At 61.0% G+C, this 25,839-nt stretch carries 22 protein-coding genes; 5 read left to right on the forward strand and 17 right to left on the reverse strand.

All coding sequences use genetic code 11. From position 1 onward, the window contains the following. Positions 1-124: 124 nt before the first annotated feature. The 7 genes from uvrC to I6L37_RS18030 all read right to left on the reverse strand — a co-directional run bounded on the left by uvrC (position 125) and on the right by I6L37_RS18030 (position 9,114). Positions 125-1,978, reverse strand: a complete 1,854-nt coding sequence (gene uvrC, locus I6L37_RS18000) for an excinuclease ABC subunit UvrC (protein WP_216992585.1) — start codon at positions 1,976-1,978, stop codon at positions 125-127. Between the two features lie 129 nt (positions 1,979-2,107). After that, positions 2,108-2,752 (reverse strand): UvrY/SirA/GacA family response regulator transcription factor, encoded by a 645-nt coding sequence (gene uvrY, locus I6L37_RS18005; protein ID WP_026457117.1) that lies wholly within the window; start codon positions 2,750-2,752, stop codon positions 2,108-2,110. Positions 2,753-2,963: 211 nt separating this feature from the next. Continuing rightward, positions 2,964-3,725, reverse strand: coding sequence for a 3-deoxy-manno-octulosonate cytidylyltransferase (kdsB, locus tag I6L37_RS18010; RefSeq protein ID WP_042028670.1), 762 nt, complete (start codon positions 3,723-3,725; stop codon positions 2,964-2,966). Next, positions 3,722-3,910 (reverse strand): Trm112 family protein, encoded by a 189-nt coding sequence (locus I6L37_RS18015; protein WP_026457119.1) that lies wholly within the window; start codon positions 3,908-3,910, stop codon positions 3,722-3,724. The genes kdsB and I6L37_RS18015 overlap by 4 nt, the downstream gene beginning before the upstream one ends. 128 nt (positions 3,911-4,038) lie before the next feature. Further along, on the reverse strand, positions 4,039-5,043 hold the full coding sequence (gene lpxK, locus I6L37_RS18020; RefSeq protein WP_216992586.1) for a tetraacyldisaccharide 4'-kinase: 1,005 nt from the start codon (positions 5,041-5,043) through the stop codon (positions 4,039-4,041). Continuing rightward, entirely contained in the window at positions 5,040-6,809 is a 1,770-nt protein-coding gene (gene msbA, locus I6L37_RS18025) for a lipid A ABC transporter ATP-binding protein/permease MsbA (protein WP_216992587.1), read from the reverse strand. Before msbA ends, lpxK begins: the two co-directional genes overlap by 4 nt. Before the next feature lie 103 nt (positions 6,810-6,912). Then, positions 6,913-9,114, reverse strand: a complete 2,202-nt coding sequence (locus I6L37_RS18030; protein WP_216992588.1) for a DNA internalization-related competence protein ComEC/Rec2 — start codon at positions 9,112-9,114, stop codon at positions 6,913-6,915. A gap of 27 nt (positions 9,115-9,141) precedes the next feature. On the opposite strand from I6L37_RS18030, the gene I6L37_RS18035 reads away from it, so the two are divergent. From I6L37_RS18035 to I6L37_RS18045, 3 genes are all read left to right on the forward strand, one after another. Then, positions 9,142-9,660, forward strand: a complete 519-nt coding sequence (locus tag I6L37_RS18035; protein WP_026457808.1) for a DUF2062 domain-containing protein — start codon at positions 9,142-9,144, stop codon at positions 9,658-9,660. Then, on the forward strand, positions 9,654-10,148 hold the full coding sequence (locus tag I6L37_RS18040) for a DUF2062 domain-containing protein (protein WP_216994202.1): 495 nt from the start codon (positions 9,654-9,656) through the stop codon (positions 10,146-10,148). The genes I6L37_RS18035 and I6L37_RS18040 overlap by 7 nt, the downstream gene beginning before the upstream one ends. A 126-nt stretch (positions 10,149-10,274) precedes the next feature. Continuing rightward, positions 10,275-11,783, forward strand: coding sequence for a helicase HerA-like domain-containing protein (locus I6L37_RS18045; protein WP_216992589.1), 1,509 nt, complete (start codon positions 10,275-10,277; stop codon positions 11,781-11,783). A gap of 86 nt (positions 11,784-11,869) precedes the next feature. On the opposite strand, the gene I6L37_RS18050 is transcribed toward I6L37_RS18045, so the two are convergent. The 9 genes from I6L37_RS18050 to glpT form a co-directional block, all read right to left on the reverse strand. Then, a complete protein-coding gene (locus tag I6L37_RS18050; RefSeq protein WP_216992590.1) occupies positions 11,870-13,060 on the reverse strand; it encodes an amino acid aminotransferase in 1,191 nt (396 codons plus the stop codon). Positions 13,061-13,204: 144 nt separating this feature from the next. Next, the gene (locus I6L37_RS18055; protein ID WP_216992591.1) at positions 13,205-14,146 is read right to left on the reverse strand and encodes a hypothetical protein; all 942 of its coding nucleotides are present in this window, start codon (positions 14,144-14,146) and stop codon (positions 13,205-13,207) included. A gap of 218 nt (positions 14,147-14,364) precedes the next feature. Beyond that, on the reverse strand, positions 14,365-15,240 hold the full coding sequence (gene hdfR / locus I6L37_RS18060; protein ID WP_216992592.1) for an HTH-type transcriptional regulator HdfR: 876 nt from the start codon (positions 15,238-15,240) through the stop codon (positions 14,365-14,367). Beyond that, positions 15,240-15,605, reverse strand: a complete 366-nt coding sequence (gene maoP, locus I6L37_RS18065; RefSeq protein ID WP_042028657.1) for a DUF413 domain-containing protein — start codon at positions 15,603-15,605, stop codon at positions 15,240-15,242. Before maoP ends, hdfR begins: the two co-directional genes overlap by 1 nt. 298 nt (positions 15,606-15,903) lie before the next feature. Then, positions 15,904-16,386, reverse strand: a complete 483-nt coding sequence (gene eco, locus I6L37_RS18070) for a serine protease inhibitor ecotin (RefSeq protein WP_026457944.1) — start codon at positions 16,384-16,386, stop codon at positions 15,904-15,906. A 207-nt stretch (positions 16,387-16,593) separates the two neighbouring features. Further along, positions 16,594-17,682, reverse strand: coding sequence for a glycerophosphodiester phosphodiesterase (glpQ, locus tag I6L37_RS18075; protein ID WP_216992593.1), 1,089 nt, complete (start codon positions 17,680-17,682; stop codon positions 16,594-16,596). 93 nt (positions 17,683-17,775) lie between these two features. Next, the gene (gene glpD, locus I6L37_RS18080; RefSeq protein WP_216992594.1) at positions 17,776-19,263 is read right to left on the reverse strand and encodes a glycerol-3-phosphate dehydrogenase; all 1,488 of its coding nucleotides are present in this window, start codon (positions 19,261-19,263) and stop codon (positions 17,776-17,778) included. 269 nt (positions 19,264-19,532) lie between these two features. Continuing rightward, a complete protein-coding gene (locus tag I6L37_RS18085; protein WP_026456932.1) occupies positions 19,533-20,291 on the reverse strand; it encodes a DeoR/GlpR family transcriptional regulator in 759 nt (252 codons plus the stop codon). Between the two features lie 102 nt (positions 20,292-20,393). Next, entirely contained in the window at positions 20,394-21,749 is a 1,356-nt protein-coding gene (glpT, locus tag I6L37_RS18090) for a glycerol-3-phosphate transporter (protein ID WP_042028653.1), read from the reverse strand. 510 nt (positions 21,750-22,259) lie between these two features. Between glpT and I6L37_RS18095 the strand changes: the two genes are divergently transcribed. Together I6L37_RS18095 and glpK are read left to right on the forward strand one after the other, a co-directional pair. After that, the gene (locus I6L37_RS18095) at positions 22,260-23,114 is read left to right on the forward strand and encodes an MIP/aquaporin family protein (protein WP_042069858.1); all 855 of its coding nucleotides are present in this window, start codon (positions 22,260-22,262) and stop codon (positions 23,112-23,114) included. Between the two features lie 29 nt (positions 23,115-23,143). Further along, positions 23,144-24,646, forward strand: coding sequence for a glycerol kinase GlpK (gene glpK / locus I6L37_RS18100; protein ID WP_042028651.1), 1,503 nt, complete (start codon positions 23,144-23,146; stop codon positions 24,644-24,646). A 203-nt stretch (positions 24,647-24,849) separates the two neighbouring features. Here glpK and I6L37_RS18105 read toward each other — a convergent pair whose 3' ends face one another. Further along, the gene (locus tag I6L37_RS18105; RefSeq protein ID WP_216992595.1) at positions 24,850-25,752 is read right to left on the reverse strand and encodes a LysR family transcriptional regulator; all 903 of its coding nucleotides are present in this window, start codon (positions 25,750-25,752) and stop codon (positions 24,850-24,852) included. Between the last annotated feature and the right edge of the window lie 87 nt (positions 25,753-25,839).

The raw sequence follows: 25,839 nt of genomic DNA on the forward strand, positions 1-25,839 counted from the left end.
TCTTCACGAAATGCGGGGTCATTATGGCATTTACGCCCCCTCTTCGTCACGGCTCTTGTGCATCAAGGAGTTAGCGATTTTCCCCGGCTGTCGGCCCCGTCGAATAAGCGGCTTCATTCAAGACTCAGGCTGAGTGCAAGCCATCATGAATGGTTTGGGCCAGCTCCTGGCTGATGCCGGGCACCTTGGCCAGCTCATCAACGCTCGCCCGTTTCACCTCCTGCAATCCCCCCAGGTATTTGAGCAGCGCCTGACGGCGCTTGGGCCCGACGCCGGGAATATCCTCCAGGCTGCTGCTGGTGCGAGCCTTGGCGCGGCGAGCGCGGTGCCCGGTGATGGCAAAACGGTGGGATTCATCGCGAATATGCTGGATGAGATGCAGAGCAGGCATATCCGCCGGGAGGTGCAGCTCTTCGTGGCTCTCCCCCATGATCAGGGTCTCCAGCCCTGCCTTGCGGGTCACCCCCTTGGCGATACCCACCAGCAAGGGGTATTTGCCACCGAGAAACTCCAGCTGGCGGGCCAGGATCTCCTCAGCGCGGCGCAACTGGCCGAGGCCGCCGTCGATAAACAGGATGTCAGGCACCTTGTCCGGCTCCTGAGGCTTGCCAAAGCGACGCTCCAGCGCCTGCTCCATGGCGGCATAGTCATCCCCCCCCGTGATGCCGTCGATATTGAAGCGGCGATATTCGGAAGAGAGAGGCCCCTCCCGGTTGAACACCACACAAGAAGCGACGGTGCGCTCCCCCATGGTGTGAGAGATATCGAAGCACTCCATGCGGGCGATGGGGGCCTCCAGCTCCAGCAGCTCCTCAAGCTGGTTGAAGCGGGCGGTGATGGTGCTCTTGTGGGCCAGGCGCGAGCGCAGGGCCGTCTCGGCATTGATGGCGGCCAGCTTGATGAAGCGGGCCCGCTCGGCGCGGGTACGGCTCACCACCCGCACCTTGTAGCCAGCAGTCTGGCTTAAGGTCTCGGCGATCAGCGCCTCGTCCTCAAGGGCCACATCCAGCAGTACCTCGCTCGGGATCTGCCGTCCCCCCTGCCCCGACAGATAAAACTGCAGCAAGAAGGCCTGCACCACCTCCTCTTGCGGCGTATCCCCCGGCACCTTGGGGAAATAACTGCGCGAGCCCAGCACCTTGCCCTGGCGGATGAAGAGCACGTGGATACAGGCCGAACCCTGCTCGAAGGCGACCCCCACCACATCGAGCTCGTCCAGCACGTTGCCGCTCACAGATTGCTGCTCGGTGACCCGGCGCAGCGCCTGGATCTGATCCCGGTAGCGGGCGGCCTCCTCGAAGCGCAAATCGCCGCTGGCGGACTCCATCTTGCCTACCAGCTCGCCTATCACCTGCTGGTTCTTGCCTGCCAAAAACAATTTGGCCAGCTCCACCTGTTGGGCATATTCAGCCTCACTCACCAGTCCGGGCACACAGGGTCCGGCGCAGCGTTTGAGCTGGTAGAGCAGGCAGGGACGGGTGCGGTTGGCATAGACGGCATCTTCGCACTGGCGTACCGGAAAAATCTTCTGCATCAGGTGCAGGCTCTCGCGCACCGCCCCGCCGGAGGGGTAAGGACCGAAATAGTCCCCCTTCACCTTGCGGGCACCACGATGAACCCCGATGCGCGGGTGCTGATGGGCAGTGATGATGATCCAGGGATAGGATTTGTCATCGCGCAGCAGCACGTTGTAGCGCGGCTGGTACTGCTTGATGAGGTTGTGCTCGAGGATCAGTGCCTCGGTCTCGGTGTGGGTCACCGTCACCTGAATATCGACGATCTGGCGCACCAGGGTGCGGGTCTTGATGCTGTCGACGTTGGCCCGAAAGTAGGAGGCGAGCCGCTTTTTCAGATCCTTGGCCTTGCCCACATAGATGACGATGCCACCGCTGTCGTACATGCGATAGACGCCGCTCTGGTGGGTCACTGCGCGCAAGAAGGCCTTGCTGTCAAAGAGGGGCTCGGAAGATAGGGACATCGGCGACTCGACTCAATACAAAGGGGCGAAAACAGGTGCAGTGAACATCAACGAGGAGAGCATACTGCGCCAGGGCGGCAAAAAGCAAAAAGGCGGCACACGCCGCCTTTGTGACCACACATGACCCGGTTACAGGGTATCGGCATCCAGCATACCGTAGCGAATGGCCAGATGGGTCAGCTCCACATCGCCATTGATGCCCAGCTTGCTAAACAGTCGATAGCGGTAGCTGTTGACCGTCTTCGGGCTCAGGTTGAGCTGTTCGGAGATATCGGTCACCTTCTGCCCCTTGGTGATCATCATCATAATCTGCAGCTCCCGCTCGGAGAGGGACTTGAAGGGGTTTTCGTCCGCCGAGGCAAACTGGCTGAGGGCCATCTGCTGGGCGATCTCCGGGGAGATGTAGCGCTGGCCCGAGTGCACCAGCCGGATCGCCTGGATCATCTCGTCAGGTGCGGCCCCCTTGGTCAGATAACCGGCGGCCCCCGCCTGCATCACCTTGGTGGGGAACGGATTTTCTGAATGAATGGTCAGCACTATGATGCGCACATCGGGGCGGATCCGCAGGATCTTGCGGGTCGCCTCCAGGCCGCCAATACCCGGCATGTTCATGTCCATCAGGATCACATCCGGATGGTGCTGACGACAAAATGCCACCGCGGTTTCCCCGCTCTGTGCCTCGCCCACCACCTTGATCCCGCGCACATCTTCCAGAATGCGTCTTATCCCTGTACGCACCAGCTCATGATCATCGACCAGGAATACATTTATCACCCAAACACCCCGTTCTTATCTCGTTATTGCCGCCCGGTTAGGGTTAACAGGGCGTCTTGCATCATAACCAAACTCGTCGCTTTGGCAAACTACGCAGGCCAAAAGTTTGAGAATGTGCATTAATGGCGTTTTAAATCAAATAATTATATAAATAATCAAAACAAAAAACGGTGTCTCGCGACACCGTTTTTCCATTTTGCTGGCAACGCATTCAGCTGGCCAGGAAAGCACGCACCTTCTCCAGATCCGCCGGGGTATCCACCCCGACCGGCGGCGCCTCGAGGGCCTGGGCGACGTGGATCTTCTCGCCGTACCAGAGCACCCTCAGCTGCTCCAGCGCTTCTACCTGCTCCAGTGCACTCGGCGCCCAGTCCACATAACGCTGAATGAAACCGGCGCGATAGGCGTAGATGCCGATGTGGCGCTGATAGTGCGGACCAATCTGCTCGTGACTTTGGGCGAAACGGTCCCGATCCCAGGGAATGCTGGCCCGGCTGAAGTAGAGGGCGTAGCCATCCTTGTCGGTGACCACCTTGACCGCATTGGGGTTGAATGCCTCCTCCGCATCCTTGATGGGCACGGAGAGGGTCGCCATCGGCGCCGTCGCAGCGGCCAGGTTATCAGCCACCTGACGGATGATGGCGGGCGGGATGAGCGGCTCATCCCCCTGAACGTTGACGATGATGGTATCGGCAGCAAAACCGTAGTGGCGGCACACCTCGGCGAGGCGCTCGGTACCGGACTGATGATCCGGTGAGGTCATGCACACTTCGGCGCCCATGCCTGCCGCGACAGGTGCCAGCGCCTGTGCCACCCGCTCGTCATCGGTGGCGACGATCACCCGCTCGGCGCCGGATTGCAGCGCCTTCTCCACCACATGTTGCACCATGGGCTTGCCATGGATATCCGCCAGCGGCTTGCCCGGCAAGCGGGTCGAGGCGTAGCGGGCAGGGATCACGACCACGAAGCTCATGATGGCAGCTCGTCGCTGTTGAGGGGACGGGCGCGGTTTTCCAGCAGCACGGGGATCCCCTCCTCCAGCGGATAAGCCAGCTTGTCGAAGCGACAGACCAGCTCATGGACAGCCTTGTTGTATTGCAGTTTCCCCTTGCAGACAGGGCAAGCAATGATGTCGAGCAATTTGATATCCAATGCCAAAACGATACTCCTTCAACAATGTCGAGCAGATAGGCCCGGCAAACAATGTGTCGAGCAAGCGCCTTGCCCGGCAAGGGAAGATGCCGGACAAGGTGATAATCCATTCAGGGGCAGAGCAAGTCTGCCGTTTATTCTCTGGCGCCGGCAGCGGCGACTGTTGCCGACTTGGCCTGAGCCAGCTTTTGCAGCAAGGTGTCCAGCAAGGAGGCGGGCAGTTGGGCGCTGACTGGCAGATACCACCAGTTGTCCCGGGCAAACGGGCGGCATTTGACCGCATCTTTTTCCGTCATCAACAGGGGGCGTTGACCAAAACGGGCGACAAGTTCATCGCGATCAAACGGATGGTGATCCGCATAGCCGACGCTTTGCTGCAGCTCATAGCCAAGCCCGGTCAGGGTCGCAAAAAAACGGGGGGGATGGCCGATACCCGCCAGGGCATCCACGGTGCGCGGCAGGGGCTCGGCAAGCGGGGCATCGTCGCGCACTCGCCGCGGCCCATCGGCGATCAGGCTCATGGGATACTCCCCTTTGCCCGGCTCGCCACCATTGCAGATGATGGCATCCACACGCTTCAAGCGGGTCACCGGTTCGCGCAGCGGCCCCATGGGCAGCAGGCAGCGATTGCCAAATCGGCGCGCGCCATCCACCACCACCAGCTCAATGTCGCGGGCCAACGCATAGTGCTGCAGGCCATCATCGGTGATGATGATGTCCACCTCGCCACTTTGCTCGAGCAGCCTGACCGCATCGGCCCGCTTGGGGGCCACCACCACGGGGCAGCCACAGCGCCGGGCAATCAGGACAGGCTCATCGCCAGCCTGCGCCGTGGTGCTGGCAGCATCGAGCCGGTAGGGGTAATGGGACGCCTTGCCGCCATAACCGCGACTCACCACCCCTGGCTTGAAACCGCGCGCCTGCAACTGTTCCACCAGCCAGATCACCACCGGGGTCTTGCCGTTGCCCCCCACAGATATATTGCCCACCACGATGACGGGAACGCCGGCCCGATAGGCCTTGCGCCAGCCCCGTCGGTAGGCGTAGCGGCGGGCACCGCTGATGATGGCAAACAGCAGGGCAAAAGGAGCCAGCCACCAGCGCCAACCGCTTTTGCCATACCAGAGTTGCTCCATCACTCCTTGTGACCCGCAGCCTGGTTGCCAAACTGGATGGCGCGCAGCTGGGCATAGGTGCCTTGCTGGGCCATCAGGGCATCGTGGTTGCCGCGCTCGACGATATGACCCTCGTCGATCACCAGGATCTCGTCCGCCTTCTCGATAGTGGAGAGGCGGTGGGCGATCACCAGGGAAGTGCGCGCCTTGCACAGCTCGTCGATGGCGGCCTGGATATGGCGTTCGGATTCGGTATCGAGGGCCGAGGTCGCCTCGTCCAGCAGCAATACCGGAGCATCGCGCAACAGGGCGCGGGCGATGGCGATACGCTGACGCTGGCCGCCGGAGAGGGACGCACCGTTCTCACCGACCACAGTGTCGTAACCTTGCGGCATCTTGCTGACAAACTCGTCGGCGTGGGCGATGCGGGCCGCCTGGCGGATCTCGTCGCTGCTGTAGCGGTCCTCCGCCGCGTAGGCGATGTTGTTGGCCACCGAGTCGTTGAACAGGTGAACATGCTGGGAGACCAGGGCGTACTGCTTGCGCAGCTCACTCAGGCGATACTCGCGGATGTTGATGCCGTCCAGCAGGATCTCCCCCTGCTCGATGTCATAGAAGCGGGTCAGCAGGCTGGCAATGGTGCTCTTGCCGGAGCCGGAGCGCCCCACCAGGGCCACGGATTTACCCGCCTCCACCTTGAAGCTGACGTTGTGCAGCGCCGGGGTCTCCTTGGTCGGATAGGTAAAGGTGACGTTGCGAAACTCGATTTCGCCGCGGGCACGCTCCAGAGTACGGGTGCCGGAGTCTTGCTCCGGCTCGGTATCGAGCAGGCCAAACAGGCTGTGGCAGGCGGTGATGGCGCGCTGGAACTGGTTGTTGACGTCGGTCAGGCTTTTCAGCGGCTTGAGCAGCATCATCATGGAGGTGATCATGACGGTAAAGGTACCGGCGGTCAGCTCGCTGCGCACGCTGTCGATGGTGGCCACATAGAGGAAGGCGGCCAGGGCGATGGAAGCAACCATCTGGACAATGGGGCTGCCGATGGCATCCGCCGCCACCATCTTCATGGTCTGCTGGCGCATGTTGTTGCTGACCTGGAAGAAGCGTTTCTCCTCCACCTTCTGGCCACCGAACATCAGCACCTCTTTATGCCCCTTGAGCATCTGCTCGGTGGAGGTGGTGATGTCTCCGACCGCCTGCTGGATATGGCGGCTGATCTTGCGAAAACGACGGCTGATGAGGCCGATGATGATGCCCACCAGCGGCCCCACCACCAGGAAGATCACCGACAGCTGCCAGGAGTGATAGAACATCAGGCCGAGCAGGCCAATGACGGTCGCCCCTTCCCGCACCAGAGTCACCAGCGTGGTACTGGCCGCCGAGGAGACCTGGCTCGCGTCATAGGTCACTTTGGAGAGCAGGTGACCGGTGTTCTGCCGGTCGAAGAAGCTCATCGGCATCGCCACCATGTGATTGAACACCTGCTGCTGCAGGCGCATTACCACGTGGTTGCCGACCCAGGCCATACAGTAGTTGGAGAGAAAGTTGGCGAGACCGCGCAGGGCGACGATGCCGAGCACGAAGAAGGGCATCCATTTCAGCACGGTGGCATCGTTGCCATTAATCCCCTGATCGATAAGCGGCTTGATGGAGTAGACGAAGGTGGTATCGACCGCGGCATAACCCAGCATGCCGATGATGCCGCCAATGAGGCCCAGCTTGCGATCTCGAACATAGCCGAGCAGGCGTTTGAATACTGGCCAGCTCTCTTGTGAGGTTTCTTGTTGCATGAATAGCCGTTAGTAATGGAAATGACGGGCTATTCTAGCCAAAGCTTGGGCTTCCACCAAGCATCCCCATCTCGATAAAGGGCCTGGCACGATAAAAAGCGGATCAGGGCGCAGGCCAGAGCCCGGGTCGCCACCAGGCGCCATCACGCCGATACCAGGGGCCCCGGCTGCGCTCGGCACTGACCATCAAGCCTTCTCCCTCAGGCTGGATCAGGATGGCACCATGCAGCCCCGTAACCCACTGGCGGGCGGCCCGATAGCGCGCCACAACTTCGGGGCGGGGAAACCCCCACTGGTTCATGAAGCCTGCGCTGTGCACGACGTAGCGAGGAGCGACCACCGCGACAAAGGGCGGCGTGGAAGAGGTGCGGCTGCCATGGTGCGGACTCACCAGCAGGGTGCTGGCAAGCCCCTCCCCTTCCAGCGCTACCAGCCGCTGCTCCGCCTGGCGTTCAATGTCCGCGCTCAGCAGCACGCTGGCGTGCCCGTCGCTGATACGCACCACGCAGCCATCATTGTTGCGCCCGCCCCCGGGATGTTCGGGCCAGAGCACAGAGAAATCGAGCCCCTGCCAGCGCCACTGCTGCCCCCGCTGGCAAAGCGACGTTCGTTCGTCAAACCGATGGGAAGAGAGCTCGCCGCGCACCATCAGGGTGGTAAGCAATCGCTGGCGGTTACCGGCATGATCCCTGTCCTTGTGGCTGAGAATGAGGCGATCGATGACCCGGATCCCGAGCCGGCTCAGCTGGGGCAGGATCACCGCGTCCGCCATGTTGTAACCGCCCGGGTAACGATCGCCGGTGTCATAGAGGATGGCCCGATCCCCCTTGCTGATCAGCACCGCCAGCCCCTGTCCCACGTCCAGCACCCGCAACTGCCAGCGCGCTTCGGTGGGCCAGAGCGCGAGCACCATGGCCAGTACACCGGGCAACCAGAGCCAGCGGGCCGGCAGCCATCGCCAACCCGCCCAGAGCAAGAGCAGCAGAGAGCACAGGGGCAACCACCAGTGGGGCAGCGGCCACCATAGCTGCAACCGGGCCGCCAGCCAGGCCAGCAGACTCAGCACCCACCCCAGCCCAAGATCCTCCAGCCAGAACAGCCCGTAAGCCAATGGGGCAGCAAGCGGCGCAAGCAGCACCCCGATCAGGGCCAACGGTATGATGGCGATGCAAAAGAGCGGCACCGCCAGCAAGTTGATCACCATGGCCAGCGGCGCTATGCCCTCAAACAGCGCCAACTGCAGGGGTAGCAGACCGAGCAGCAACCAGAGCTGGATCAGCCAAAGCCCGGGGCGGGCATGGCAATAGCCCACCAGCAGCAAGATGGCCACCGCCAGAAACGAGAGCCAAAACCCCGCCGAGTAGAGGGCGAAGGGATCCCACAACACCAGCACTACAAAGGCCCACAACCAGATGCGATAGGCGGGCCACTCCCGCCGGCACCAACGCAGCAGGCTCCACACCAACACCATGATGAGTGCCCGCTCGGTCGCCACCGCAAAGCCCGCCAGCCAGCTGTAAGTCGCCGCAAACAGCAATGACGTGAGGATGGCGCCGCGCAGCCCGAACAGGCGGCCAAGCCACCAGCCCAGCACGGCCACCAGAGCGATATGCTGACCCGAGATGGCGATGATGTGAGTGATGCCGCTGCCGCGAAACAGGGTCCACTGCTCATCCGTAATCCCGCCTTGTTCGCCAAAGGTGAGCGCCGCCAGCAGGGGGCCATGGGTGAGCGGGCGCCAACTTGCCTCGGCCGCCGCCAGCCAGCGTTCGCGCCAACCCGGTGCCACCGGCTGAATGTCGATGATCCGTCGCAAGTTGCCGGTGGCGGTGATCCCCTTGCCCAGCAGCAGGCGACGACCGTCCATCCCCGCCTCATTGGCAAGCCCGTGTGCCGGTTTGAGGGAGCTGACCAGGGTCAGCCGACTGCCTGTTGTCAACGCAGGCAGCGCCTGGTAGGCATTGACTCTCACCAGAGGCGCGGGCCAGAGCGGTTGGCCGTCGAGTTGCTCCACCTGCAGTTGCAGGCGCACAAATTTATCGCCCTCGGGCTCTGCACTTTTCAGCTGTGCGGTTATGATGTGGCTCGCCTGATCTCCCAGCTGGTTCAGCCAGGCCAGTCGATACGACAGATTGGCCTGCATCCAGAGGATGCCGAACAGGAGAAACAGCAGCCGCCAGGCACGATAATATGCAAGGGGAAGCAGCAAGGACAGCAAGAGTCCCCCCCATGCGAATGAAGGTAACCATGGCCAGAGCAGTGAGGAGCTTGCCCCCAGGGCAAACGACAACAGACGCAGATCCATGGAGCAAGTATTTAGCAAGGTTACGATATGCCCAAACGACTCATACAGCGCTGGATGCCCGATCAGCAAAGCCTGAAAGAACACAAGCACTTGCGCCTGTTTGGCAAGCTGCTGCTTGATGCCAACCTCTGGCATCTCAACCGGCGCTCTGCCGCGGGGGCCTTTGCGGTGGGCCTCTTCATGGCCTGGGTGCCCCTCCCCTGCCAGATGCTGCTGGCCGCCGGGGGCGCCATCCTGTTTCGGGTCAACCTGCCCCTCTCGGTGGCGCTGGTCTGGCTCTCCAATCCCATTACCATGCCGCCACTGTTTTATGGCGCCTACCTGACCGGCTGCCAATTGCTGGGTCAGCACGCCCAACCCATCGACATCGAATTCACCTGGGCCTGGCTGGTCTCGGTCTTTGAAACCGTGGCCCCGCCGCTGCTGCTGGGTTCCCTGGTGCTGGCACTGCTGAGCTCCCTGATTGGTTACGCCCTGATCCGCACCTTCTGGCGGATCAGCACGGTGCGCCAGTGGCAAAAACGCAAGGTGGCGCGAGCATGCTGAGCGGCTGGCTTGAACGCCTCAAGATAAACCCGGACACCCTGCGCCAGCAGAAGTGGTTTGCCCTGTTTGGTGAGCACCTGCTCAACCCGGCGCTCTGGCAGACCCAGCCCCGGGCCCTCGCCGGCGCCGTGGCCGCAGGCATCTTTGCCTGCTGGTTTCCCATCCCCATGCATTCGCTGATCGCCGTCGCGCTGGCGCTGGCCTTTCGCCTCAATCTGCCGCTGGCCTTGCTGGCAGTCTGGTTCAACAATCCGTTGACCCTGCCCTTCATGTATCTTTACGCCTATCGTACCGGCTGTCTGGTGCTAAGCCAGCCGCCGGAGCCCTTCCACCTCACCTGGACGCTCCACTGGCTGGAGCAGGAGGCGGCCACTCTGGTCCCTCCCTTCCTGCTCGGCAGCCTGCTGCTGGCCATCATCACCGCCCTGCTCGGGGGCCTGCTGACCCTGCTGGTACTGCAACTGAAACAGAAGTTGGCTCAGCGCTAGCACCAGCCGCCGTCATTCGGTGCCAAAGACGGGTCGCCATGGCCCGTCTTGCCTTCATCTGACTCTCCCGCCACACTCCTTGTAAGCCGTTGTTTCCTGCACACAATCCGAAACAAGGAGGCCACCATGGCCGACACGCTGATCCTGGCCTATGCCGATGGCAAGCCCCTCACCCTGCTGCCCGCCATGGCCAATCGCCACGGCCTCATCACCGGCGCCACCGGCACCGGCAAGACGGTCACCCTGCAAGTGCTGGCGGAGGGCTTCTCCCGCCTCGGGGTACCGGTGTTTCTCGCCGATGTGAAGGGGGATTTGAGCGGCTTGGGCGCCGCCGGTGCTGGCTCGGCCAAGCTGGATGCCAGGCTGGCCCAGCTCGGCATTCCAGCCCCCAACTTTGCCGCGAGTCCGACCCTGTTCTGGGATCTGTTTGCCCTGCAGGGGCACCCGGTGCGGGCCACCGTCTCCGACATGGGGCCTTTGCTGCTCTCCCGCCTGCTCGGTCTCAACGATACCCAGAGCGGGGTGCTGGAGCTGGTGTTCAAGGTGGCGGACGACGAGGGGCTGCTGCTGCTCGATCTCAAGGACTTGCGAGCCATGGTTCAGTTTGCCGGGGAGAATGCCAAATCCCTCACTACTCGTTACGGCAACGTCTCCACCGCCTCCATCGGGGCCATTTTGCGCAACCTGCTGACCCTGGAGAGCGCCGGTGGCGATCATTTCTTCGGCGAACCCATGCTGGACATTCAGGATCTGCTGCAGACCGACGAGGCGGGTCACGGTCATATCAATGTGCTGGCGGCGGGCAAGCTGACCCACTCCAGCCGCCTCTATGCCTGCTTCCTGCTCTGGCTGCTCTCGGAGCTGTTCGAGCTGTTGCCGGAAGTGGGCGATCCGGACAAGCCGGTGCTGGTCTTTTTCTTCGATGAGGCTCACCTGCTGTTCAACGATGCCCCCAGGGCGCTGCTGGAGAAGATCGAGTTGGTGGTGCGGCTCATCCGCTCGAAAGGAGTGGGCGTCTATTTCGTCACCCAGAGCCCGGCCGACATCCCCGACAGCGTGCTGGGGCAGCTTGGCAACCGGGTGCAGCACGCCCTGCGCGCCTTTACCCCGAGCGATCAGAAGGCGGTGCGCATCGCCGCCAACACCCTGCGCGCCAATCCGGCCTTCGATGCCGCCGGCGTCATCACCGAACTCGGGGTCGGCGAGGCACTCATCTCCCTGCTCGACGAGAAGGGGCGCCCCGGCGTGGTGGAGCGCGCCTTTATTGCCCCGCCTGCCAGCCGGATCGGGCCCCTGAGCGAGGCAGAGCGACAGAACCTGATCCATGGCTCATTGCTGCATGGCCGCTACGAGACGCCGGAGGATCGCGAATCCGCCTTCGAGCGTCTCAACGGGGGCAAGGCGATAACCACAAGCGAACAAGGCAGCGAGCCGTCATCCAATGGGGAAGGCGGGCTGCTCGATGCCCTGAACGAGATGTTGTTTGGCCGCACCGGTCCTCGTGGTGGCCAGCATGACGGCGTGGTACAGACCGCCGCCAAGAGCGTGGCCCGCACCATAGGCAACGAAGTGGGACGCCAGCTGGTACGCGGGGTGCTCGGCTCTCTCTTGGGGGGCAGCAAACGGCGACGCTGACGCAGCCAAAAGCGACGGATACAAAAAAGCCCGCCGGGTCTCCCCGGCGGGCTTTTGTCTGGCCTGGCGCCATCACGACTAACTTGTCACAGCACCTTGGCGATGGCATCGCACAGGGGATCGATGTTGGCACGGGTGATCCCGGCCACGCTGATCCGGCCGGAGCCAACGATGTAGATGGCGAACTCGCTCTTGAGGCGCTCAACCTGATCCTTGTTGAGGCCGGAGAAGGAGAACATGCCATTCTGCTCACGAATGAAACCGAAGTCCTGGTTCACGCCACGGGCGGCCAGTTTTTCCACCAGCAGCTCGCGCATCTCACGAATGCGCACCCGCATGGCGGCCACTTCTTCCACCCACTCGGCATAGAGGGCCGGATCGCTCACCACAGCGGTGACCACGGCCGCACCGTGTGACGGCGGGTTGGAGTAGTTGGCACGAATGACGGTCTTGACCTGGGTGAAGGCCACCTCGGCGATCTCCTTGGTCGCGCTGACCAGGGTGAAAGCGCCAACCCGCTCGTTGTAGAGGCCGAAGTTCTTGGAGAAGGAGCTCGCCACCAGCAGCTCGTCGTGGCACTCGGCGAAGATGCGCAGACCCTCGGCGTCCTCCTCGATACCGCGGGCAAAACCCTGATAGGCAAAGTCAAACAGCGGCAGCCAGCCGGCGGCGGCACTCTGCCTGGCCAGTACGCGCCACTGATCAGCGGTCGGGTCGATACCGGTCGGGTTGTGGCAGCAGCCGTGCAGCAATACCAGATCGCCGGCTTGCGCCTCGGAGAGAGACGCCTGCATGGCGGCAAAATCCAGTCCCTTGGTCGCTGCATCGTAGTACTTGTACCACTTGACAGTCAGGCCGGCGGCCTGGAACACGCTGACGTGGTTGGCCCAGGTGGGATCGGAGATCCAGACGGTCTTGGCGAGATTGTTGCGCACCACGAACTCGGCGGCGATGCGCAGGGCACCGGTACCACCCGGCGCTTGGGCAGTCTTGGCACGGCCACTGTTGACCAGAGGGGAGTCCTGCCCGAACAGCAGCTGCTGCACGATGCGACCGTACTCGATATTGCCTTCAATACCGAGGTAATTCTTGGTCTTCTCGTCGGTCAAGAGCTTCTGTTCGGCTCGCTTGACGCAATGAAGGATAGGGGTGGCACCGGTCTCATCCTTGTAGATCCCTACGCCCAGATTGATCTTGTGGCTGCGAGTGTCAGTGCGGAAGGCTTCGGTCAGGCCCAGGATCGGATCCGCTGGGGCGGCAACAACCTTTTCAAACATGGTATTCCCTGTATTCCGTTGATGGCTTGGATGGCAAAGCATGGTGGCAAACAAAAGCGCCCATCCTGCGAGCGCTTCGTCAGCTCTTTATATCACTGCGTTCAAGGAGGGAAAACCGCTTTTTAGCCCATCCGTGCGGCGATTTCAGCCGACGGCATGCCAGCTGGAGGCCAGCGCGCACACTTCGGCAGACAAACCACCATTGGATTCAACCAAAGCGCTACAAACTGCCAACAAAGATTTGGGCAGACGGCTCGTCTCCCAGGGCCGGCTCTCCGTCAGCGGCTGGCCATAGGCGGCCATGATGGGAGAGAGGGAAACGGGCAACCACCAGCTGGCCGGACGCCCGAGACGCTGGGCCAGCGCCTGGACCCGATCCACCCCGGCGGGGTCGAGGGCGGTGAGATGGCTCCACTGCACATTGGGCGGCAGGGCCGCCACGATTTGTTGCAGGGTCGAGTGAGCCGTGGCCGGCGCCCACACCAGCAAAGTGCCATCCGCGAGGGGAAGTTCGGCAAAAGCGCCGATGCAATCCGTGCTGATCACCCGCAAGAGCTCCCCCTCCCCCCACAGGATCTTGCCAAGCCCGGCGAGGGTGCGCTCCGGCAGGGCCACCTCCCCCAGGGTCTGCAACCAGGGCGCCGCATCGAGCAGGGTACCGCCACTGAAAAACAGGCTGAAGGGGGCAGAGGCGCGCAGGCGCAGCAGCTGATCGCCGCAAAGCCGGATCCCCTTGTCCTCGAAGTCGATCTGCTCGACCGGACTGAACCCCGTCCCAGACTTGCGATATAGCGCCGCCAGCACCTGCTCGTTGACCAGCTCCCCCAGCTGCCACCCCTGGGCGTGCAGCCACTCCTCGGGGGCCGGTGGCGCCGTGGCGATCTCCGCCAGCATCAGCTCACGGGTCAGGTAGCGTCGCCCCGCCGGCGTCAGCTCATAGTGGTGATTGCCGAGGGCCAGCAACAGCTGGTTGTCCCTAAGCAGGCCCACCAACGGCTGCCATTGGCGGCCCCGGATCGCCAAGGGCGAGTGTTCCAGCAGCTGCCGGGCCAGCTCCCGCCATTCGGGGTGACGAAAATCGATCACTTGCACTCCATCCCTGTGTCGCAACGAGAGCCGGAAATTAACTGATCTTGTGAGCCCCGGCCAAGCCCGGTCGGGGCAATTCGTGACTCAGCGCATGAACAAGGGAAGGCTGGCAGCAAGAATGGGCTCGGCGCCGCCCTCCCCACCCAGGAAGCCGGCAACTCCTGATCCAAATAAAAAACCCGCCTGCAGGCGGGTTTTTTATGAGTTCGACGGGCTTATTGAGGTTCGTTCAGGCGCAGATCGGCTTCATGCCAGCCAAGCGGCAGCGCCAGCAGCTGATCGATCAGCTCCCGCCGATCGGATTTTTCCAGGTAGGCGAGATAGAGGGGGCGGCTCAGGGGCTGCGCCTCTTCCACCAGATGCAGGGCCCCTTTCTCCAGATAGGGGCTCACCATCCGCCGCGGCAGATAGGCAGCGCCACCATTGGCCAGCACGAACTGCAGCGCCATGCTGGCGGAGCTCGAATGCAGCACAGGCGTCTTTTGCAGACTCTGCAGACGGCTCGGCTGCGGCTCGAAACTGGTGCCCCAATCCAGATGAATATGAGGCATCTGGATCAGGTTGTCGGCATTGGCGGCCGGATCCCGGCTCACCAGCTCGAATACCAGCTCGCCGATGGGATGCAGGGCGATCTCGTCGATCTTGGTGGGCTCGGAGAGCAGCGCCAGATCGAGGGAGCGCTCCAGCAGCTGCCGGCAGAGGTGCTCGCGCGAAGCCGTTTCCAGACGCACTGCGAGCCCGGGGGCCAGGGCATAGATGTGGTTGAGCCAGTCGTTGAAGTCGAGCTCCCAGAACACCGCAGGCGCCCCTATAGCCAGCTGCTGACTGAATCCGGGGGAGAGGGCCACATCCTGCTTGGCACGACCCAGGGTATGCAAGATGGCGTCTGCATAAGGCAGCAGACGCTCACCGGAGGCGGTCAGACGAATATTGTTGCGATGGCGGGCAAACAGGCTGACACCCAGTTGCTGTTCGAGTTGGCGGATCCTGAAACTCACCGCCGACTGGGTCAGGTAAAGATTTTCGGCAGCCCGGCCAAAGTGCCGGGTCTTGCTTACCTCAATGAAGGTCCGAAGCAGCTCGGTATCCATTAATCGATGGACTCGTCACTGCCACCGCCGCCGCCCACGTCAAAGCTGCCACCACCGCTGCTCTCTTCGCTGGCACCACCCACGACAGTGCAGAGACGATGAACACGCTTGGGACCGATCACCTTGAGGTACTTGAACCACACCTTGGCATGGGGGTTGGCACCGGCAGCGCCGGATTTGACCTGCTCGATGAAGGCAGACTCAACCTCGTCACGAGGAGCCAGGTTGCCCTGATAGAGTGCCAGCATGGCGGTACCGTACTTTTCCAGACTGTCCGCTTCGGCCACAGTGAATTCACCACTGCGACGCAGGCCACGGGGAAAATGTTTGAAGTCGTTGAAACGCTTGTCTGATTCGAAGCTCATAGTGCTCTTTTTTTCTGGTTAGTTTGACCTTTGCGGGCAAGTATCATCAGGCCATCGCCGAGTGCAAAATCAATTTTTTCACTATGTTAATAAAAAATTTTTATTGATGTCGATTTATCCCGACCCTATTGATGATTTCGTCTCAAAACAAGAAAAAATCATTGATAAATAACGGGCTTATGCCAAAACGATGTCATCCTGACAGGCCGGTTTGTCACCGCGACAGATAAAAACAAAGCGCCATATGGCGCTTTGTTTTTATCGCGAGTCAACTCGTGTCGCAGGGCTGCAGAGCGAGTTACTCAATCATGGCCGGTTGCGCCAGGTTGTCGGCACGCCACAGACGATAGCGCACTTCATATTCCTGGGGTACATAGATGACGAACGGCAGCTTGGAGTTGTAGTTCACAAAGAAGCCCTGGCCATATACCTGAACGAAAGACTCCTTCTTCTGTCCATCCGGGCAGGCCATCAGGGTGCTGATGGGGTCGGACACCTTGCCCAGCACCAGGTAGTTGTAGCCCCAGCCCTTGACGCTGTGCTGTTCCAGATTGCCGGCAAAACGTGGCACGTTGCAATCCACCATCATCTTCTTGCCAACCTGCAGCTCGACCATCATGTCGGCTTCTTTTTCGACTTCGGGCAGGCGGATCACCACACGTTCCTGATTCACGTCAGCGGCTGGGAACATGCTGATATCAAATTTTTTCGGCTCGGCAGCGACGGCATGGCCGCCCAGCAACAAGGCGCCCAGCAGGCTAAAACGCAGTACGGTTTTCATCTGTACCTCTTGGGGTTGGTTCAACGCCGCTAGACTAACCGCTCTGCCGATTTCATGCCAGCGCTCTGCGCCGCAAATCTCGCAGGAACCGGCACACAATGACGCTATCTGGTTATTTTCTGACATGGTGCACACGCCCGTTGCGGGAATGTCATGAAAAAGGCGAGGCCAACTGACCTCGCCATGCACCAACTTACTCTTTTTTCACTATTTTTTAGCCGTCTCATGGGCCTGGATGACGGCCACCGCCTTGTCCGGGAAGTCGCTGAACACCCCGTCCACATCCGCCTGATAAAGGAAGATGTTCAGGAGATCGGTGAAGTCCTTGGCATAGGCGGGGATCTGTCCCTCATCCTGACGGAAGGTATAAGGATGCACCTTGAGACCGGCGGCATGGGCCTCTTTCACCATGTTGGTGAAGACCGGCTTGCCAGGAGTACCCGGCTCGGTCACCACCATCGGCTTCCAGGGGCCAATCCCTTCGGCATAGGAGGCGATGGTCTTCATGGCGCCCGGCTTGAACATCCAGTCGTAGTCATAGGGGGTCGCCTTGCCCTTGGTGTCGTAGACCATGGTCTCGTTCCAGTCGGTTTCGGCCATCAGCTGCACCAGCTTGAGATCCATCCCCATGGCGGGCATCAGCTCGCTGTTGATGCGCTTGAGCTCGTTGGCATCGAAGCATTGCAGATAGACCTTGTCATCCTTGGTGGTGTAGCCGTACTCCTTGAGCACCTTCAGCACCGCCTTGGAGATGTCCTTGCCTTCATGGCGAAACAGCCAGGGGGCCTTGATCTCCGGATAGATGCCGACGTTCTTGCCGGTGCTCTTGTTCATGCCCTGGATCATCTCGATCTCTTCCTGGAAGGTGTGGATCTTGAAGTTGGACTTCCAGAGTGGGAAGCGGGCGGGATAAACGGGGACCTGCTTGCCATCCACCAGCTGGAACGGCTCGGTCATGCGCAGGGAGCGCACCTCGTCCAGAGTGAAGTCCACTACATAGTAGCGGCCATCCGGGCGGGCCCGGCCGGGGAAGCGCTCGGCCACGTCTGTGATGCCGTCCAGGAAGTGATCGTGCATCACCACCAGCTGGTCATCCTTGGTCATCACCAGATCCTGCTCGAGGTAGTCCACCCCCATGGCGTAGGCCATGGCCTTGGACGCCAGGGTGTGTTCGGGCAGGTAACCGGAGGCGCCGCGGTGAGCGATCACCACCTTGCCTTCATCGACGGCCAGCGCAGGCAATGACAGGGAGGCCCCAAGGCCCAACGCAATGAGGGAAATAGCGAATTTTTTCATATGTGATGCTCTTTATTATTGTGTAGGTAGTTGTTCTATCAGAGGTTTATTGCAGTTTTAGGGCGGGCTGCCTGGCAGCAGCCCGCTTTTTCATCAGCTTGCCTTGGGCAAGGCGTGATGATGTTGCGCCAACCAGGCTTGCAGTTGCTGCTGTTCGGCGTCGGAGAGGCGCAGCCCCAGCTTGCTGCGGCGCCACAGGATATCTTCCAGGGTAAAGGCCCACTCGCGCTCGATGAGATAGCGCACCTCGGATTCATACAATCCGGCACCAAAGTGCTGGCCACGCTCCTCTTTCAGCCAGAGGCGGGCATGGCTGCCATAGGCTTCGGCGATGCGCAGGGCACTGCGATCATCGAGCCAGTCGAATTCGAGCATGTAGGCACGGGCCAGCTCTGTGGTGGTGCAGTCAAACTCGCCCCCCGGCAGCCGGCTGCTGGCGGTCCAGTCGTCGCCCATCTGGCTGAACCAGGGCTTGAGCTTGTTGCAGGCAGCCTGGGCCAGCTTGCGATAGGTGGTGAGCTTGCCACCAAACACCGAGAGCAGCGGCGCGCCATCGGATTCACCGGAGAGCTCCAGCGTGTAGTCGCGGGTCACCGCCTGGGGCGAGTCGGATTCGTCATCGCACAGCGGGCGCACCCCGGCATAGGTCCAGATCACATCTTTCGGGGCGATCTGGCGGGTGAAGTGGGCGTTGACCACCTTGCACAGATAGTTGACTTCGGCGTCGCTGATCCTGGCCTCGCGCGGACTGCCGTGGTGCTCCACGTCCGTGGTGCCGATCAGGGAGTAATCCTGCTGGTAGGGAATGACGAAGACGATGCGGTTGTCCTCGTTTTGCAGGATGTAGGCCTCTTCGCGCTCATGGATGCGCGGTACCACGATATGGCTGCCCTTGATGAGGCGAATACCGCGCGGGGATGTCTCGTGCAGGCTCTCGTCATAGAAGGTCTTGACCCAGGGACCGGCCGCATTGACCAGACCGCGACAGGAGACGGTGAACTGCTCGCCCCCTTCCCGCTCCAGGGTCAGGGTCCAGTGTTTGGATCCGCGCACCGCCTTGACGCAGCGGGTACGGGTCTGCACGTCGGCGCCCTTGTCCCGGGCCATCATGGCATTGAGCACCACCAGGCGGGCGTCATCGACCCAGGCGTCGGAATATTCAAACCCCTTGCTGATGCCGGCGGTCAGACCATCTTGCGGCAGGAAGCGCACGCCGCAACTGCCTTTGAGCTTGTCGCGCTTGGCCAGATTGTCATAGAGGAAGAGGCCGGCACGGATCATCCAGGCCGGGCGCAGGTGCGGGCGATGGGGCAGGCGAAAACGCATGGGGCGCGCGATATGGGGCGCCATGCCGAGCAGCACCTCCCGCTCCGCCAGCGCCTCTTTCACCAGCCGGAATTCATAATGTTCGAGATAACGCAGGCCGCCGTGGATCAGCTTGCTGGAGTTGGAGGAGGTGGCCGAGGCGAGATCCTGCGCTTCAAACAGCGCCACCTTCAGCCCACGCCCCGCCGCATCGGCCGCGATGCCGACACCGTTGATGCCGCCGCCGACGACGACCAGATCATAATGTTCGCTCATGTTCACCTACTTTCATTTTTATGATTGCTATGGCAGCAATGTTTGATTTCGCTCATTTTAGAACATGAAAAACCAACAAACGAACATTTTATGGCGAAAGTGTGATCGCACCATCCCACGGAAAGCAGCAAATATGGCATGGCACGCTCACCAGCGATGCGCTGCCGGACAGGGGGTAGCGCAGCCCAGGTGAAAACTAGCCATTAAGGGATATGAAAATAGAAAAGCCGCCCGGATAGGCGGCTTATAGTGATATCTGCCGACGATGATCAGCAGATATGGCAGGCGATCTGGTGCTGCGCCATCAGCCGCACCAGCTTCTCCGGCGGCTCCTGATCGGTGAAGAGGGCGTGAACCTGGCTGAGGTTGCCGAGGTTGACCATGGCGTTGCGACCGAACTTGGTGTGGTCGGCGGCCAGAAAGACCTGGCGGGAGTGGGCGATGATAGCCTGGGCAATCTTCACCTCGTGATAGTCGAAATCGAGCAGGGAGCCGTCGCTGTCGATGCCCGAAATGCCGATGACGCCATAATCCATGCGAAACTGGCCGATGAAGTCGCGGGTCGCCTCCCCCACTATGCCGCCGTCCCGGTTGCGGATCTCGCCCCCGGCGATGATGACGGTGAAGTCATCCTTGGCGGTCAGTATGCTGGCCACGTTGAGGTTGTTGGTGACGATGCGCAGCTCACGGTGATCGAGCAGGGCGCGGGCAATGGCCTCGGTGGTCGTGCCGATGTCGATAAAGAGGGAGGAGCCGTCGGGAATATTGGCCGCGACTTCCCGGGCGATACGCTCTTTCTCCTTGAGCTGCATCACCTTGCGGGCGCTGTAGGCAGTATTGACCGTGCTCGAATGCAAAGAGGCACCACCGTGATGGCGCCGGATCTTGTTCTGTTCGGCGAGATCGTTCAGATCCCGGCGAATGGTCTGGGGACTGACGTCAAAATGGCTCACCAGATCGTCGGTCGAGACAAATCCCTGCCGCGTCAGGACCTCCAGGATCTCCAGATGTCGTTGGGTTTGTTTCACGCTTTCACTCCGATGATGAAACGAAAAAAGGCCCCGGCAGATGCGGGGCCTTCTGGCAGTTTACCTGATCCCCTTTGGGATCAATAAGCTGGGGATCACGTTTTATGCCTTATTGGCCGCCGCCTTGGCTGCAACGGCGATGTTCTCGTGCTTGAGGGTCATCGCCAGCAGGATGATGGAGAGCACGCAGGATGCGGTCAGCACCACGAAGCCGCCATCCCAGCCAAAGTGGTCAACAGTGTAGCCCAGCATGGCGTTGGCCGCGACCGCACCACCCAGGTAACCAAACAGACCGGTGAAGCCTGCCGCGGTACCGGCCGCCTTCTTCGGTGCCAGCTCCAGGGCATAGAGACCGATCAGCATGACGGGACCGTAGATGAGGAAGCCGATGGCCACCAGCGCCAGCATGTCGACGGTGGGGTTGCCCGCCGGGTTGAGCCAGTAGACCAGCACGAACAGGGTCACCAGCACCATGAACAGGATGCCGGCCGGGGCGCGGCGGCCCTGGAACATCTTGTCGGAGATCCAGCCACACAGCAGGGTGCCCGGGATACCGGCCCACTCATAGAGGAAGTAAGCCCAGGAGGATTTGTCGACAGAGAAGTCCTTGGCCTCTTTCAGATAGGTCGGGGCCCAGTCCAGCACGCCGTAACGAATGAGGTAAACGAAGGCGTTGGCGATGGCGATGTACCACAAGAGCTTGTTGTGCAGCACGTACTTGACGAAGATCTCCTTGGCGGAAAACTCCTGCTCGTGGCTCTCGTTGTAATCCTTCGGATAGTCGTTCTTGTACTCCTCGATGGGGGGCAGACCAACCGATTGCGGGGTATCACGCATCACGAAGAAGGCGATGACCGCGATGGCAGCGGCGGCCGCAGCCGGCACATAGAAGGCACTGCGCCAGTCATTGAACCAGCCCATCCCCAGAATGAACAGCGGACCTATCATGCCACCACCCACGTTGTGAGCCACGTTCCAGACCGAAACGATCTCGCCCCGCTCCTTCTGTGACCACCAGTGCACCATGGTGCGACCGCAGGGGGGCCAGCCCATGCCCTGCACCCAGCCGTTCAGGAACAGGAGCACGAACATGATGGCGATGCTGGAGGTGGCCCAGTGCATTGTCCCCATCATGAACATGATGCCGGCCGACAGCAGCAGACCGGCGGAGAGGAAGTAACGGGCGTTGGAGCGATCCGACACGTTGCCCATCAAAAACTTGGAAAGGCCATAGGCGATGGAGACCCCGGACAGGGCAAAGCCGAGATCCCCGCGGGAGAAGCCCTGCTCCACCAGATAGGGCATGGCCAGACTGAAGTTTTTCCGGACCAGGTAGTAACCTGCGTAACCGAAAAAGATCCCGATGAATACTTGCCAACGCATGCGTTTATAGAAGGGGTCGACCTTGTCAGCCGGAAGCCTGTCGATGTGCGGTGCAGGCCTGAAGAGACTAAGCATGTTCTGCTTCCTTATTGTTGTTATGGGCGGTTGAGGATGCCCTGACCAAGCTGACGAATCGAGTGAGTCCTCAAATTCGAAAGCGAGCCAATTGTGCGCATAAACGCTCACAAGTTCTGTGACACATGCTCAAATATTGCAGATTTATTACAAACAAAAAGCCTCAAATGAGAAATCAATCATCAAGCGCAACCCCTTGTACGGCAAGGGACAGAGGCTACCACCTTGGGGGTAATTGGCCGTTATCAGGTTGCTTTACGTCACATTTTCTTAGCAATGAGTGGGATCTTGCCCACATTTCCCATGGCGGGGGGATGGTGAATTCGGCGGGACGGGTTATTTTCTCACACGTCCGATAACGAACAAAAACGAGCATAACGTTTGCGTAAGGTGAGAAAAAACAGGGAAACGTTTCCGGACGCAACAGATAGATAGAAAAACGATAAAACGGAACATCGACAATAACAGAACATCAAACCTCTACTACGGGTGGATACGAGGAATACAGATATGAGCATACAAAGACCCAATACCCTGCTTGGTGAGTGCATCGCCGAGTTTATCGGCACCGGCCTGCTGATCTTCTTCGGCGTAGGATGTGTGGCCGCCCTGGTGCTGGCAGGCGCCAATTTTGGTCAGTGGGAAATTTCCATTACCTGGGGCCTTGGCGTGGCCATTGCCATCTATGTGACCGGCGGTATTTCAGGTGCCCACCTGAACCCGGCCGTCACCCTGGCGCTGATGACCTTCGCCGGCTTTGACAAACGCAAGGTGGTGCCCTTCATCATCGCCCAGATGGCAGGTGCCTTCTGCTTCGCCGCCCTTGTCTACTTCCTGTATGGTAACCTTTTCACCCAGTGGGAAGTCACCCATAACGTGGCACGCGGCAGCATCGAGAGCCTCGGCACCGCCGGCATCTTCTCTACCTACCCCAATGCCCTGATCTCCAACCTGCAGGCCTTCGCGGTCGAGCTGGTGATCACCGCCGTGCTGATGCTGGGCATTCTGGCGCTGTGCGACAACAATAACGGTGCCCCCAAAGGTTTCGCCGCCGCCCTGCTGATCGGTATCCTGATCGCGGTGATCGGCGCCTCCCTTGGCCCGTTAACCGGTTTTGCCATGAACCCGGCCCGTGACTTCGGTCCCAAGCTGTTTGCCTTCTTCGCTGGCTGGGGTGATGTGGCCCTGACCGGTGGTCGTGACAACCCCTACTTCTGGGTACCCATCCTCGGCCCCATCGTCGGTGCCCAGATTGGTGCCGCCCTCTATGTGAAAGTATTGGCCCCCTGTGTGCCGGGCAACCGTGTTGCCACCACCGAGCAAGCCACCCAAACCGCCAAAGCCAAAGAAGAGGCCGCCGCGTAAGAGCGGCCCCATAAAACGTGGAGAACATCATGTCTGCTGAAAAGAAATATGTCGTCGCTCTGGACCAGGGTACCACCTCCTCCCGCGCCATCGTCTTCGATCAGGATGCCAACATCGTCGGCACCTCCCAGCGCGAATTCACCCAGCACTACCCGAAAGCGGGCTGGGTAGAGCACGACCCGATGGAGATCTGGGCGACCCAATCCTCCGTCTTTACCGAAGTACTGGCCAAGACCGGCCTTCGCAGCGAAGAGATCGCCGCCATCGGCATCACCAACCAGCGTGAAACCACAGTGGTGTGGGAAAAGGCCACCGGCAAACCCATCTACAACGCCATCGTCTGGCAGTGCCGCCGCACCGCGGCCATCTGTGAAGAGCTAAAAGCCCGTGGTCTCGAAGAGTACGTGCGCGAAAACACCGGTCTGGTGCTGGACGCCTACTTCTCCGGCACCAAGGTGAAGTGGATCCTCGACAACGTGGAAGGGGCCCGCGAGAAGGCGATGAACGGCGAGCTCTTGTTCGGCACCATCGACACCTGGCTGGTGTGGAAGATGACCAACGGTGAAGTGCATGTCACCGACCCGACCAACGCCTCGCGCACCATGCTCTACAACATCCGCGATCTGAAGTGGGATCAGCGCATGCTGGACGAGCTGGGCATCCCCATGTCCATGCTGCCGGAAGTGAAACCCTCCTCCGAGGTCTATGGCTACACCACCCGTGGCGGTGGCTCCCGCATCCCCATCGCCGGTATCGCCGGTGACCAGCAGTCTGCCCTGTTCGGCCAGCTCTGCTTCGAAAAAGGGATGGCCAAGAACACCTACGGCACCGGCTGCTTCATGCTGATGAACACAGGCACCGAACCGGTTCGCTCCAACAACGGCCTGCTGACCACGGTCGCCATTGGCCCGAAAGGGGAAGTGAACTACGCGCTGGAAGGGGCCGTGTTTATGGGCGGCGCCACCATCCAGTGGCTGCGTGACGAGCTCAAGATCATCCACGATGCCCGCGACACCGACTACTTCGCGAGCAAGGTGGGCGACACCAACGGCGTCTATCTGGTGCCGGCCTTCGTGGGCCTGGGCGCCCCCTACTGGGATCCGTATGCTCGCGGCACCATGGTCGGCCTGACCCGTGGCGCCAACCGCAACCACATCATCCGTGCCGCACTGGAATCCATCGCCTACCAGAGCCGCGACGTGCTGGATGCGATGCAGCAGGACTCCGGCATCAAGCTGGCAGCCCTGAAAGTGGACGGTGGCGCGGTCGCCAACGACTTCCTGATGCAGTTCCAGTCCGACATGATGCACACCCCGGTAGTCCGTCCGACCCGTATCGAGACCACCGCCATGGGTGCCGCCTTCCTGGCCGGCCTCGCCGTCGGCTTCTGGAAGAGCTCGGACGAGCTGGAAGACAAGTTCAGCGTGGACAGAGAGTTTATCCCGCAGATGGACCGTGACGAGCGCGCCAAGCGCTACAATGGCTGGAAGAAGGCCGTCGAGCGTTCCCGCCGCTGGGCCGAAGAGGATTGATCGGCTAGCCGACATCTTTTTGGAAACAAACATGCCAAGAGGCCGACAGCGATGTCGGCCTCTTTTTTATCTCGCGCTCTGTGCGTGTTCAGCCTTGATGACCACCTGCGTCATTGAACCATCAAGCCATCCATGCTCACCTCTGCCCGGCCAGAGGCCGGGAATGGGTTGGCGCCAGTATCCCGTCCAGCCCTGTTCAGCCCTTAGAGGGTGTGGCAGCCTAATTGCTCCTTTAAAAAATCGAGCCAGACCCGCAGCCGGATATCCCGCTGGGCATCTGAATAGAAGACCGCATTGATGGGGCGCGAAGCGCCGCTGTTGCTGCGCGCCAGTACCTCCACCAGGGCGCCGCTCGCCCGATCCGGCCCGGTCATAAAGTCCGACAGGCAGACAATCCCCTGCCCCGCCAGCGCCAGCTGGCGCAAGGTCTCGCCACTGCTGGCACGCAGGGTCGGGTTAATGGGAAAGCGATCCCCCTGCTCTTCACTCAGTAGCGGCCAGTGATTGAGGTGATCGGGATGCAAAAAGCCGAGCAGTTCGTGGCCCGTCAGCAGATCCGCCGGCTGGCGCGGGGTGCCGCGCGCCTTCAGATAGTCGGGAGAGGCCAGCAGCCGCAATCTGGATCGTCCGAGCGGCAGGGCGCGCAGGGAGGAGTCGCTCAGCTCGCCGATGCGAATGGCCATGTCCACCCGCCGCTCCATCAGGTTGATAAAGCCCTCGGAGCTGTGCAGTTGCAGCTCTATCCCCGGATAACGGCGGCGAAACTCGCCGATAATGGGCACCAGTCGATGCAGGATAAAGGGGGTAGCGGCATCGACCCGCAAGATCCCCTCCGGCTGTTCGCGCCGCATCAGCAGCAGCCCCTCCGCCTCGCTCATCTCGGTCAGGATCTTCACCGCCCGCTGATAGAACCAGCTCCCCTCCTCGGTCAGGCTGACCCGCCGGGTGGTGCGATTGAGCAGCACGGTAGCGAGCTTCTCTTCGAGCCGCTTGATGCCGCGGCTCACCACCGAGTTGTCCATGCCGAGGTTCTCCGCCGCCTGGCGAAAACTGCCCGCCTCCACCACGGCCACAAACAGGGTCAGTTCATCAGAATGGGTCTTCATTGATGTTATTCCGGCAAGAGTAATGGGCCTTTATAGGCGCATTGGCCATGCACTGGCAAGGCCAGCGGGACGCCACCAGCCGCAAAA

This window comes from Aeromonas sp. FDAARGOS 1407 (assembly GCF_019048725.1).
Classification (GTDB): Bacteria; Pseudomonadota; Gammaproteobacteria; order Enterobacterales; family Aeromonadaceae; genus Aeromonas; species Aeromonas enteropelogenes.

Excerpts from the sequence above, each read along its gene's own strand:
- I6L37_RS18045 (WP_216992589.1), top strand. The coding sequence starts at position 10,275 with ATGGCCGACACGCTGATCCTGGCCTATGCCGATGGCAAGCCCCTCACC.
- msbA (WP_216992587.1), bottom strand. The coding sequence starts at position 6,809 with ATGCAACAAGAAACCTCACAAGAGAGCTGGCCAGTATTCAAACGCCTG.
- uvrC (WP_216992585.1), bottom strand. The coding sequence starts at position 1,978 with ATGTCCCTATCTTCCGAGCCCCTCTTTGACAGCAAGGCCTTCTTGCGC.
- glpT (WP_042028653.1), bottom strand. The coding sequence starts at position 21,749 with ATGCTTAGTCTCTTCAGGCCTGCACCGCACATCGACAGGCTTCCGGCT.
- glpD (WP_216992594.1), bottom strand. The coding sequence starts at position 19,263 with ATGAGCGAACATTATGATCTGGTCGTCGTCGGCGGCGGCATCAACGGT.
- I6L37_RS18050 (WP_216992590.1), bottom strand. The coding sequence starts at position 13,060 with ATGTTTGAAAAGGTTGTTGCCGCCCCAGCGGATCCGATCCTGGGCCTG.
- I6L37_RS18105 (WP_216992595.1), bottom strand. The coding sequence starts at position 25,752 with ATGAAGACCCATTCTGATGAACTGACCCTGTTTGTGGCCGTGGTGGAG.
- hdfR (WP_216992592.1), bottom strand. The coding sequence starts at position 15,240 with ATGGATACCGAGCTGCTTCGGACCTTCATTGAGGTAAGCAAGACCCGG.
- maoP (WP_042028657.1), bottom strand. The coding sequence starts at position 15,605 with ATGAGCTTCGAATCAGACAAGCGTTTCAACGACTTCAAACATTTTCCC.
- glpK (WP_042028651.1), top strand. The coding sequence starts at position 23,144 with ATGTCTGCTGAAAAGAAATATGTCGTCGCTCTGGACCAGGGTACCACC.
- eco (WP_026457944.1), bottom strand. The coding sequence starts at position 16,386 with ATGAAAACCGTACTGCGTTTTAGCCTGCTGGGCGCCTTGTTGCTGGGC.
- I6L37_RS18035 (WP_026457808.1), top strand. The coding sequence starts at position 9,142 with ATGCCCAAACGACTCATACAGCGCTGGATGCCCGATCAGCAAAGCCTG.
- kdsB (WP_042028670.1), bottom strand. The coding sequence starts at position 3,725 with ATGAGCTTCGTGGTCGTGATCCCTGCCCGCTACGCCTCGACCCGCTTG.
- glpQ (WP_216992593.1), bottom strand. The coding sequence starts at position 17,682 with ATGAAAAAATTCGCTATTTCCCTCATTGCGTTGGGCCTTGGGGCCTCC.
- I6L37_RS18095 (WP_042069858.1), top strand. The coding sequence starts at position 22,260 with ATGAGCATACAAAGACCCAATACCCTGCTTGGTGAGTGCATCGCCGAG.
- I6L37_RS18040 (WP_216994202.1), top strand. The coding sequence starts at position 9,654 with ATGCTGAGCGGCTGGCTTGAACGCCTCAAGATAAACCCGGACACCCTG.
- I6L37_RS18030 (WP_216992588.1), bottom strand. The coding sequence starts at position 9,114 with ATGGATCTGCGTCTGTTGTCGTTTGCCCTGGGGGCAAGCTCCTCACTG.